Here is an 11,342-nt window from a genome sequence, read left to right as displayed (position 1 = left end):
TTTGAAAACAAAGGTATTATTAATTATTTGGGGGCTGATTATTGTAGGATTGGCCAGTTATAGTTTGCTGGATTTTGACCAACAAGAGGTTCATAATTTTCGAATTGCGCCGAATATGGTCTACTCTGGGCAAATGAAGGATCAGTATTTTAGTGGGCACGGCGTTCTAATTTTAAAGGATGGCTCTGAGTACAAGGGTGATTTTAAAAAGGGACGTTTTGATGGGGCAGGGCATTATACGGCTGCGGCTGGTTGGCAATATGACGGGGAATTTGTGGACGGTAAAGCTGATGGTCGTGGAAAGCTAACTTTGGCTAATCACAAGACCTATCAGGGAACTTTCAAAGATGGGAGTTTTCAAAAATGAGAATTAAATGGTTTAGTTTAGTCCGGATTACTGGATTAATCATGGTTTTGGCTTATCACTTTTATCCCAAACAAGTTACTGGTGGTTTTGTCGGGGTAGATTTATTTTTCGTTTTTTCTGGATTCTTAATTACCAGTTTAATAATTGATGAATTTGCTAAACAGCGGCATTTTGATTTATTAGCCTTTTATCGTCGGCGCTTTAATCGAATTGTGCCGCCCTTGTGGCTGTCGGTTACTCTGGTACTACCATTATCATTACTAATTAATCGTGATTTTTTAACTAATATTGGTAAACAGGTTGCAGCAGCATTGGGTTTTGTTACCAATTACTATGAAATATTAACGGGTGGGAATTATGAAAATCAGTTCATGCCCCATCTTTTTGTCCATACTTGGACTTTGGCCTTGGAGATGCATTTTTATATTTTATGGGGATTACTGGTTTGGTTTTTGGTTCAGTATGTTAAGCGATCACGTTTTAATCGTATTGACCGGACAGCCTTACTGCGCTTGCGAATTGGTCAGTTATCGGCTGTCTTTATTTTGATTCAACTAGCGCTTATTTATGTCCAAATCCAGCAAAAAACTAATCTAAATATTATTTATTTTTCAGATTTAACGCATGCCTTTCCCTTCTTTATTGGGGCCTTATTGGCCAGTTTGACAGGGATTCGACAGTTACCTAATTATTTCAAACACGTTTTGGCCCGCACCTCGGTTTGGGGAGCGATGGCGGGCATGCTGTTGGGACTAGTTTTACTTGCTGGTTTAACGGCCTTATTAAAGTTTGACCAAGTAGTTACCTACCAGTGGGGCTTCTTGTTAGCCAGTCTGGGCGCGGCACTCATGATTGTCAGTGCTCGAATTTTGCACGATAAAACGCCCAATATTGAAGAACCTCGGCCAATTACCTTCTTAGCCGATACTAGTTATAGTGTCTATTTGTATCACTGGCCCTTGATTATTATTTTTGGCCATCTGATGAACCATGATTTGGCGGTTTTGCTAACGATTACTCTGTCATTAACGTTGTCAGCGCTATCCTACTACGTCATTGAACCAATACTCACCCGTCCCAAAACGAAACCGCTTTGGCATCGGAGTGCTTTAGGGCTGATGACGATTTTAGCAGGGGTAACCTTTGTCATTTGCTGGCAGGCACCTAAAATGTCGAATCTTAGCCAACATTTATGGCAGGGGAACTTGCAGCAAGATGTTGATCAGTTGCATAGTTTGGCCGATAATACCACGACTCAAACCGGTAATAATCGTCAGATTCCCAAAGGAACTAGTGTAATTGGCGATAGTGTTACCCTGGGGACACGCGCTTATCTGTCTACCCATCTAGCTGATAGTAGCATTGATGCCCAACCAAATCGGAATATGACCCAGGCTAATCAGATTTTGGCTAATCAAATTCGTAATAAAACTTTGCGACAAAATGTGATCATTTGTATTGGTACCAATTCACTGAATGATTATCAGGATCAGCTGATGAAGTTAATTAATACCTTACCAGCCGGGCACCGATTGATTTTGATGACGCCTTTTGATGGGCAGGCCAATGCCAGTTGGAATTCTTCCAAGTTAGCGGTTTTGGAACGGACTTTGCCTGATAAATATCCCTTTATTACGATTGCCGATTGGAATCGTTTAGCTGGCCAACATCGAGAAATTTTCGGTAGTGGGGATGGCACTCACTTTGCTGGAAATGCTGATGGAGATAAGCTCTATGCGCAATGCTTAAATGACGCGTTAGTTAAGGCGGAAAAAGGGCCAGTTAAAAAATAATTTCAATACGTACCAAAAAAGTTCTGCCTTGAGGCAGAACTTTTTAGTTTTAATCGACATGACGCCATTTTTTATCTAGTAGGAAGCGAGCCACAAAGAGGCCAAAGGGCAAGAAAAGCATGATGATAGCGGCTCGAATTAACCAAACAGCACCAGTGCTAATGTTATTTAGGCCCAGATTGAAAATACCACGGTAAATATAGAGGCCGGGTACCATAATCACAATAGCGGGGACTGTTAGAGCAATGCGAGGATAGCTCGTTTTTTTGTTGATAATCGAGGCCAGGAGTCCGGCAATCAAAGCCCCAATAAAGGCAGCCGCAGCCGGTGGCATTTGCGCTAAATCAACCAATTCTAGGCGGGTCGTGTTGGCAATTGCGCCGATAATACCGGCTGTGATGGCCATTTTTTGGCGACTATTAAACATCATCGAGAAGCCGTAGACCCCAGCAAAGGAAGCTAGTAGCCGCAGGCCCATTAGGGTTAGGGGTGTGAGGCCCAAGGGGATGAAATCAGCTGGTTTGAGCTGCACTAACATGGCCACTAACCACCCGACCAAGGTCGCCGAAAGGGTTACTAAGAGGGCAAAGGTTAGTCTTTCCAAGCCAGAACGCATATCCGATTTAGAAATATCCAACATGGAAGTGATAAAGGGAAATCCAGGAATGACAAAGAGCATGGATCCAATATAACCGGCTTCATGGCCTTGGGCAATTGGCATTACTAGCCCTAGTAAATGAAAAACCAAAAAATAGGTTAAACAGGCAACTGCTACGGCCAAAGAAGTATTGACCACGGTGGTAATGTGGCGGTCAATTAGTTTGCGACGGGTGTAGTTTCCTAGGGTAGCACCAAAGAAGCAACCGAGCATTTCAACCCAGCCACCACCGAGTAAAAAGATAAAACCAGCACAGGCAATTCCGGCAGCTAGACCGACTTGGGGGGCTGAATAGTTACCGGATCGATGCTGAATAATATCCAAGGTTTGGTGGATACTTTCAGCGCTTTGGTCAGCGTACAATTGGGCAAAATGGTTCACAAAGTGTTCCAGGGCAGTTAATTTATCGGTATTTACACCGGTACTGGCTAGGGCTAAGTTTTGGGTATAGCTGTTAACGCCATCAAAGCAGGTAAAAGTTAGCGTCGTTAGGCCGATATCGGCGGCACAGGTCACTCCAAGTGAAGTGGCGATGGTATTCATGGCATCGCGTACCCGCCAAGATCCAGTCCCACAAGATAGCAGGAGAATACCGGTCCGACCGACGATTGAAGCCCGAACTTGTAGGCTGCTTTGGCGCGCTGGTCCACTAGCCCCGTGGATAAACTTTTGCCATTGGACCGTCATATGATGCAATTGAGCTTTATTATTGCTGTCTTGCTGGGCTTTTTGGGTGATTGAATTGGTCATGAGTGCTCCCACCAGAGTGTTTAAAAATAAGTCGTTTTAGAATAGTTATTCACATTAATAATGATAAGGGTCGTGGGGGAGGAGTGCAAATAAGTTATAAATTCTTATGGGATTAATGGAAGAAAGGCGAAAGTACTATCTGTTAATTAAAAATAGAATGAGTAATATTATAAACAAACCCGTAAGGAGCCGCTGTATCCATTGTGAATTTTAATATTTTATAAGTTGATAATATGATATTTGGAAAGCGCTTACAACATTGCTTTATAAGTGTTAGAATGAAATCGATGTAGGAGAATTATTACTTAGGGGGATGTTATGTTTTCGTTTTTAAAACCGGCACCAGATGCAACGATTAAGGTGCAACAGGATAAAATTGCTAGCAGTTATCGAATACATCAAATCGGTGTACTCGCTTCTATAATGATTGGTTATATTGGCTATTATGTGATTCGCTTGATTTTTACTACTGAACAAAATGATATTATGAAAAGTTATCATTTTTCTACGGCTCAAGTTGGAATTATAATGTCTTGTTTTGGGATTGGGTATGGTATTTCAAAACTATTTATGGGTGCTTTAAGTGATAAAAGTAATCCTAATCATTATTTAGCTGCTGGGTTAATTGCTTCTGCCATCTTGAATATGGGGTTGGGATCAACACGAAATTTTTATGTCATGGTGCTGTTAATGTTGGTTATGTCGATTGCCCAAGGTATGGGTGCGGCGGCCTGTCAGCGTACCGTACAGTTATGGTGGGGCAAAAAGTGGCGCGGTACAGTGTATTCAATTTGGTCTTCGGCACATAATGCAGGGGCCTTTGTCTGTGTTGCGGTCGTGCAATTGGCAGTTTACCTATTCTCTGGGTCTATTTCAGCGGTATTTTATAGTGCCTCAGCAGTAGCTTTTTTGATTGCAATATTTATTTTGTTTACGGGGTCGGATCGTCCTACTTCTGTTGGATTGCCAAGTATTAGTGATTATACCGGGGATGAGGTCATTGTTGGTGATGGTAAGGCAGTTGATGATGAGCTGACTGATTTAACTTTGTCACAAATTTTTGTTCAATATATTTTAAAAAATAAAATTGTGTGGGCTGTTACCTTAACTTCTATGTCTTTATATTTGGTACGGTATGGTGTTATGAGCTGGATTCCTAGTTACTTGGTTCATTCAAAGGGATTTGATCCTAGTTTGGCTAAATGGCTAGTAGGTGTTTTTGAATTGGCATCTGTCCCGGGTGTGATTATTATTGGTGCAGTTTCAGATATATTGAAAGATCGTCGTGAAGTTGTTTGTATTGGTTGTGTGTTAGGGTTAATTGTATGTTTAACCACCTATTTCTTTAGTACTAGTCATGTATTGATTATCATAGTGTTGTTTATCATGGGAACATTGATATATGCGCCACTGACTTTGGTTGGATTGATTGTTAATGAATCAGTACCTAAGTTTGCGGTTGGATCATCTACAGGATTTATGGGATTCTTCCAATATCTTTTTGGTGAAGTGTTAGCTACAGCTTTAATCGGTATTTTGGTTGCTCACTATGGTTGGATAGCAAGTAATATTGTTTTGTACGTTGCGGCTGGTTTGTCATTAATTTTGTTAGTTTATATTATTGTTGAAAAGCGATTGATGGCAGTCGAAGGCTAAGAGTTAACATTTTGATGGATGAACTAAATAAACAGGTGCTCAAAGAAAGCGCCCGTTTATTTAATCATACTAGTTCAATTTCCAAAAACTTCTTTAGCAACCCGAATCGCATTTAATACTTTGGGAAAACCGACATACGGTAGGCAATGGACAAAGGCTTCTACGATTTCAGCTTCAGTCCAGCCGACGTTTAGCGACCCTTGAATATGAATTTTTAATTGACCAGCGGTATCACCTTGGGTGAGTAACGAGGTGATGGTGATCATTTCGCGCTGTTTCATGCTGAGAATACTACGTTCATCGGCCTCTGCGAACGCTAATAGTGTTTTTTCGTCTAAAATTGGCGCTATTTTTGCTAAACTCGCAGATACTAAGTCACTATTTTTCTGACCAATTACTGCTTCTCGGATTTGTAATCCTTTTTCATAGATATCCATGAATTATCCTCTTTTCTGTATGATAGGGTTAATATAAACTATCAAGTTAACTTGATAGCAAGTTTGTTTTTCAAAGAGGGAATAGATGGCTGAAAATTATCAGATAGCCGAAGTGGCTAAATTAAGCGGATTTTCGATTGCAACCTTACGATATTATGAGGAGTTGGGTCTGTTAAAACCAGCTCGAGATAGAAATAATTATCGGATTTTTTCGGATAATGATTTACGCTGGATTGATTTTATTAAACGAGCGAAGGCTACCGGACTGTCGTTAAATAAGATTATTGATTATGCTAAATTACGTGAGCAGGGGAATCAAACTATCAAGGAACGGATGGCAATTTTGGATGAACAGGAACAATTTTTGCTGGATAATCAAAGAGAAATTCAAGACCATATTGATTTTTTGAAGGGTAAGAAGAATTATTATCGTCAGATGTTAAACCAGAAATCGGAGGTTTGATCTGTGTCCTGTCGGTTCGGTGTCACCTCCTTGTCGGGTAATTGTCGTGTTTATTTTTTAGAAAAAAGATTATATTAATTGCATGGATAAAACAAAAGTAACAGCATTAAGAAAAGCAAAAGGTTGGACGCAAGAAGATTTAGCTGAACGCGCCTACATTACGGTTCGCACGATTCAACGGCTAGAAGCTGGACAAGAAGTTAGTACTGAGACTTTGAGTTCAGTCGCCAATGCCTTGGGAGTAACTATTACTGACTTATTTGAATATATTGATACTGAAGAACGTGAGATTGAACTGATGGCTTCCTCGCAAGAACAGCAGGTTCAGTTTAGCCGTCGGACTTCAGAAGCAACAGCGATTAAGTTGGCACTGTTCGCTGTGATATTTACCTTGTTATCGTGTGGTGGCCTTTTTGTAGAGAGTCGTCCAGAACAGACACAAAATTTATTTGGTGTTTTGTGGTTATTTTCTCTCTTCATAGGGATTAGTAGTGGTTATTATTTTTATAAAATAATTGTGATGAATCACTTGGATGCAAAGTACCCCAAAACGTTAGGCGTGGCTTATCAAAAACGACCGTCTAAACCACGTGAACCCATTGAAAATGTTTGGCAATTTTTAGCTAATTATTGGTGGCTGATTTTTCCAATAGGTGGTTTTTTATCTTGGTTAGTGCCACATTTGATGGGAAGATAAAAGGAGTAACTATTTAATAGTTACTCCTTTTTAATCTAATATTTGCCAATCAGAGTGGATAGGCCAATTGCTTATTTTGCGCTTCAAAAAGGGTATGAGTGGCTTCCCAAATGCGCTGGGCATTTTCAGGATTATTCATCGTGTAGAGATGAATACCATCCACGCCAGAAGCTACTAAATCAACGATTTGATCGATAGCATAAGCAATTCCAGCATCACGCATGGCTTCTTTATTGTCGGCATAGCGGGCCATAATGTTAGTGAATTTTTTTGGCATTTGAATACCTGATAAGGCGGTAATTCTTTGAATTTGTTGGTGATTGGTACAGGGCATAATCCCCACTTCAACTGGTACGTTAATGTTAGCCAGCTGCAGTCGTTCTTTAAATTGCCAAAACGCTTCATTATCAAAAATCATTTGGGTGATTAAGTGACTGGCGCCTTGATTAACTTTTTCTTTCAAGTGCAAGGTATCGGCGACAAAATCACTAGATTCTGGGTGTTTTTGAGGATAACAGGCACCGGCTATATCAAAATCACCATGACATTTAATAAAATTCACTAGCTCAGCAGCATATTTAAAATCACCCACCGGTGGACAATTAGAAACCTGGTCACCCCGCAAGGCTAAAATATTATTTATCTGACTCTCTTTTAAAATCGATAAGGTATCGGCGGCTTGTTGCTTAGAAAGATAGAGACCTGTAAGGTGGGCCATTGCCGGAATGGATAGCTGTTCTTGGATAGCGGTAGCTAAGTTCACAGTTTTTTGGATGTCCATTTGAGCGGCCCCGAGCGTAATCGAGATAAAATCAGGTTTAATACTCTGAATGCCAGTTAAGGAATTTAATAATTTTTGAGTAGCTAATTCAGATTTAGGTGGAAATACTTCTAAAGAAAAGACAGTTTTAGTCTGAAATACATCTTTTAAATTCATCTATTCGGATAACTCCCTCCGCTTTTGGTGGGTTGCAGCAATTAGGTTCTTTAAGCTAGCAAAGGTTTCACTTTCTCCCCGAGTTTTTAGGCCACAATCTGGATTAATCCAGACTTTATCAACGGGTAGTTTAGCCAGAATTTTATTGATAATTGTATAAATTTCAGCTTGACTTGGAATTCGGGGTGAGTGGATATCATAGACACCTGGGCCGACTTCAGTTTCAAAGTGGTTCGCTTTTAATTCATCAATAATAGATAAATCAGAACGCGATGCTTCAAAGGAAATTACATCGGCATCCATTTGATCAATCGCTGGAATAATATCGTTGAACTCGCTGTAGCACATATGGGTATGAATCTGGGTTGAGGCTTGGACTGGACTATGGACTAATTTAAAGGCTGGGATGGCCCAATCAAGGTATTCCTTGTACCAGTCACTTTGTCGTAGTGGTAACTTTTCACGTAAGGCGGCTTCATCAATTTGAATGATCTTAATACCATGTTTTTCTAAATCAAGAACCTCGTCTTGGATAGCTAAAGCGATTTGAGTCACGGATTCTTGCGCTGAAATATCCTCCCGAGGAAAGGACCAGTTAAAAATTGTGACTGGTCCAGTTAACATACCTTTAACTGGTTTATCCGTTAGACTTTGGGCATAGGTTGAAGCCGCTACTGTGATAGCCTGTTTACGGCTGACATCACCCCAGATAATGGGCGGCTTGACGCCACGACTGCCATAAGATTGAACCCAGGCATTTTTAGTGAAGGCAAAGCCCGATAAGTTTTCACCAAAGTATTCGACCATGTCATTGCGTTCATATTCGCCGTGGACTAGGACGTCAAAACCGACTTTTTCTTGCCAAGTAATAATTCGTTTAATTTTGTCTCTATTAAATTGGTCATAGGTTGCTTGATCAATTTCGTGATGACGGTAGTCAGCCCGATTTTTCCGAACATCAGGTGTTTGTGGGAAAGATCCGATGGTGGTAGTAGGTAGTTCCGGTATCTTAAATTCGGCTTTTTGAATTGCCTCGCGTTTGGAACGAAGTGGTAGACGCTCATAATCCGATGAGGTTAAAGCTTGAACTCGTTGAGTTACGGTTAAATCGGTGGGATGATTGACATTTTTGAAGAGGGTTTGATTGGCCACCAATAAATCTTTAGCATCATGCCACAAAATTTGATCTAACTCATGCAGTTCGGTTAACTTTTCATAGGCAAAAGACAGGTGTTGTTTTAAAGCTGGCTCCAGTTCTGCTTCACCCGCTACGGTGTAAGGTACATGTAGTAAGGAGGCCGAAGTAGAAATGACTAAGTTGTCATTAACTGGTAATGCCTTTAATAGTTCAATCGTTTTCTGATATTGATTGCGCCAAATATTTTTACCATTCACAACGCCGGCAAAAAGCACCTTCTCTTTTGGAAAGCCATATTGCTGAAGCAAGGCGATATTATTTTTACCTTCGATAAAATCTAAACCAATGCCATCTACAGGAAGGTTGATTAATTCTTGATAAATATCGCGAACATCACCAAAATAAGTTTGTAAATTAATTCGATAGTGATGTGGCTCGGCTAAAATTCCTTGATACAGTGTCTCAAAGAGCTCTTTATCAGCAGCAGTCAGATCATAAACCAAACTAGGTTCATCTAGTTCAAGCCAATCAAGTTGGTAGGCTGTTAGTTGTTGGAGAATTTGGCGATAAGCATTGATAATGTCAGGGACAAAATCAGCTAGCTGTTTACTACCGCTGAAATGGCTTAATTTTAGTAAAGTAAACGGGCCAACTAAGCTGGTTTTGATGTGCTGGTGTTGCTGAGCAGCGGTTTGTAAATCTTGGAATAAGAAACCTTGATTGACCTTAACTTGGGTATCATCTTCAAATTCGGGTACCAAATAGTGATAGTTAGTGTTAAACCATTTTTTCATGGGCAACGCTTTGACCGAATGGTTTTCATCTTGGTAACCGCGGGCTTGGGCAAAATATTGATCCAAAAAATCTAGGTCTAAAGTTTTATAACGGTGGGGGATGATATTTAGCAAATTGGCAGTATCCAAAAGATTATCGAAGAAAGAGAAGTCACCAGTGCTAACATAATCAATCCCTGAGTCGGCCTGCTGTTGCCAGTTTTGATTCTTTAATTCCTGAGCTGTTTCAACTAATTCTGCCTGGCTTAAATTACCCTTCCAATATTTTTCCGTAGCGCGTTTTAATTCACGCTGGGCACCAATACGTGGGAAACCAATAATACTTGTCGTCATAATTCATACCTCCTCAGGTTAGCTACTTTGCTTTATTTTTGATTAAAAGTGGAAACAAAAAACGTCCCGCAGTCGTTAAAGACTACGGGACGTTAGTACGTGTTACCACCCTGATTTTGCTCGACATCACTGTCGGACACTCGACAAGTACATCAAAAATGAGATACTCTGACGCGATAACGGGCGCACCCGAACTTGGTTTATCATAATTGACTCACCGCATTGAATAGATTCCAAGACCATTTTCAGCCCTTGACGATTCTGACTTTCACCACAATGTCAGCTCTCTTTAGATCGTCGCTGTAACTTACTTATCTCATCAACATCTTAATTTCTTCACATTCTATTCACAAAAAACTTATTTGTCAAATTTTTTTATTAATTAGTACTAAACTGCTGTAACCATTGACGATAAAATTTGGTCGCTGATTGTTGCCAAGTGTTATGAGGACGCTGTTGGTTATCAAAATAGTTGGCTGGTACTTGGGGATTAAGCCCTCGTTGGATATCACGTTGATATTCCTCAGCCAGTGTTCGGGTACCATACTCAAAATGCCCAGCTAAATAATAAGAATTATGGCGTGGATCAAAGACAATGGTAGCACCAATTTGAGCATCCTCAGCTAAAATCCTAGCTGACTTGCTGACAGCTTTAGTCGGGATTTTAAAGTAACGAGAATGGGGCATGGTGAAGCCGTTGCTTCGGTAAACACCACATATTTTATTAGATAGAGCTTGCCCGCTTAAAATTTGATCTAAACTACCAGCAGCCCAGGCAGACCAACAGTTAAAAAGGGAGGTTTTTACATGGGTTTTACGCCAAATCAATAATTTTTTGAACTCCTCCCAATAATCAACCTCGGTAAACTTTTTTTGATCTAGGGGCGCGCCAGTTACCAGTAACGCATCAAAATGATTTTGTTCAATTTCTGCTAATGTGGCATATTTTTGGATAATACCCCCATCAGCATGTCGGAAGTGATGACTAGCCATGCGACAAAAAGTAATATTAAAGTTATGGGGAGTGCGTTTGAGGACACTGATAATTTGATGTTCTGTTTCTAAACGATTAGGCATCAAATTATAGACCAGTAAATTGATGGCATTATCTTGTGCCGGATGCTGGTTGTTGGAAAAACCATTTAAAATATTGATACAGCCCATTTTATTTCCTCCTAAAAGTCATAATAAAAAACCTTCATGCCATGTAATATTTAATAAATTCATGGGACGAAAGTTTTCGTGGTACCACCCAATTTTGCCTAACTATCACTAATTAAGCCTCAACGACACTAACATGTCTGGGAAAATAACGGTTC

Annotated in this window: 10 protein-coding genes; 5 read left to right on the top strand and 5 right to left on the bottom strand. The window is 40.2% G+C overall.

Going from position 1 to position 11,342, the window contains the following annotated elements; translation table 11 throughout:
* Position 1: 1 nt before the first annotated feature.
* The gene (locus C7384_RS04630; RefSeq protein ID WP_089939787.1) at positions 2 to 367 is read left to right on the top strand and encodes an MORN repeat-containing protein; all 366 of its coding nucleotides are present in this window, start codon (positions 2 to 4) and stop codon (positions 365 to 367) included.
* Positions 364 to 2,160 carry an acyltransferase family protein gene (locus C7384_RS04625; protein WP_089939784.1) on the top strand — a complete coding sequence of 599 codons (1,797 nt, stop codon included), beginning with the start codon at positions 364 to 366 and terminating at the stop codon, positions 2,158 to 2,160. The genes C7384_RS04630 and C7384_RS04625 overlap by 4 nt, the downstream gene beginning before the upstream one ends.
* A gap of 49 nt (positions 2,161 to 2,209) precedes the next feature.
* Here the strand turns inward: C7384_RS04625 and C7384_RS04620 are convergent, their stop codons facing one another.
* Positions 2,210 to 3,568 (bottom strand): threonine/serine exporter family protein, encoded by a 1,359-nt coding sequence (locus tag C7384_RS04620; RefSeq protein WP_089939781.1) that lies wholly within the window; start codon positions 3,566 to 3,568, stop codon positions 2,210 to 2,212.
* Between the two features lie 318 nt (positions 3,569 to 3,886).
* On the opposite strand from C7384_RS04620, the gene C7384_RS04615 reads away from it, so the two are divergent.
* Positions 3,887 to 5,224: an MFS transporter gene (locus C7384_RS04615; protein ID WP_089939780.1), complete on the top strand. Its 1,338-nt coding sequence runs from the start codon at positions 3,887 to 3,889 to the stop codon at positions 5,222 to 5,224.
* A gap of 74 nt (positions 5,225 to 5,298) precedes the next feature.
* Here C7384_RS04615 and C7384_RS04610 read toward each other — a convergent pair whose 3' ends face one another.
* On the bottom strand, positions 5,299 to 5,661 hold the full coding sequence (locus C7384_RS04610; protein ID WP_089939777.1) for a carboxymuconolactone decarboxylase family protein: 363 nt from the start codon (positions 5,659 to 5,661) through the stop codon (positions 5,299 to 5,301).
* 85 nt (positions 5,662 to 5,746) lie between these two features.
* On the opposite strand from C7384_RS04610, the gene C7384_RS04605 reads away from it, so the two are divergent.
* Positions 5,747 to 6,124: a MerR family transcriptional regulator gene (locus C7384_RS04605; RefSeq protein WP_089939774.1), complete on the top strand. Its 378-nt coding sequence runs from the start codon at positions 5,747 to 5,749 to the stop codon at positions 6,122 to 6,124.
* Between the two features lie 82 nt (positions 6,125 to 6,206).
* Complete coding sequence (locus C7384_RS04600) at positions 6,207 to 6,821, top strand: helix-turn-helix domain-containing protein (protein ID WP_089939771.1); 615 nt, start codon at positions 6,207 to 6,209, stop codon at positions 6,819 to 6,821.
* Positions 6,822 to 6,870: 49 nt separating this feature from the next.
* Here the strand turns inward: C7384_RS04600 and C7384_RS04595 are convergent, their stop codons facing one another.
* The 3 genes from C7384_RS04595 to C7384_RS04585 form a co-directional block, all read right to left on the bottom strand.
* Positions 6,871 to 7,758: a methylenetetrahydrofolate reductase gene (locus C7384_RS04595; protein ID WP_089939768.1), complete on the bottom strand. Its 888-nt coding sequence runs from the start codon at positions 7,756 to 7,758 to the stop codon at positions 6,871 to 6,873.
* Complete coding sequence (gene metE, locus C7384_RS04590) at positions 7,759 to 10,023, bottom strand: 5-methyltetrahydropteroyltriglutamate--homocysteine S-methyltransferase (RefSeq protein ID WP_089939765.1); 2,265 nt, start codon at positions 10,021 to 10,023, stop codon at positions 7,759 to 7,761. It lies immediately after the preceding gene.
* A gap of 378 nt (positions 10,024 to 10,401) precedes the next feature.
* The gene (locus C7384_RS04585; RefSeq protein WP_089939762.1) at positions 10,402 to 11,187 is read right to left on the bottom strand and encodes a homoserine O-acetyltransferase/O-succinyltransferase family protein; all 786 of its coding nucleotides are present in this window, start codon (positions 11,185 to 11,187) and stop codon (positions 10,402 to 10,404) included.
* Positions 11,188 to 11,342 lie beyond the last annotated feature (155 nt).

Source organism: Convivina intestini (genome assembly GCF_003096575.1).
Classification (GTDB): Bacteria; Bacillota; Bacilli; order Lactobacillales; family Lactobacillaceae; genus Convivina; species Convivina intestini.
This window is presented reverse-complemented; position numbering and strand designations above follow the sequence as displayed.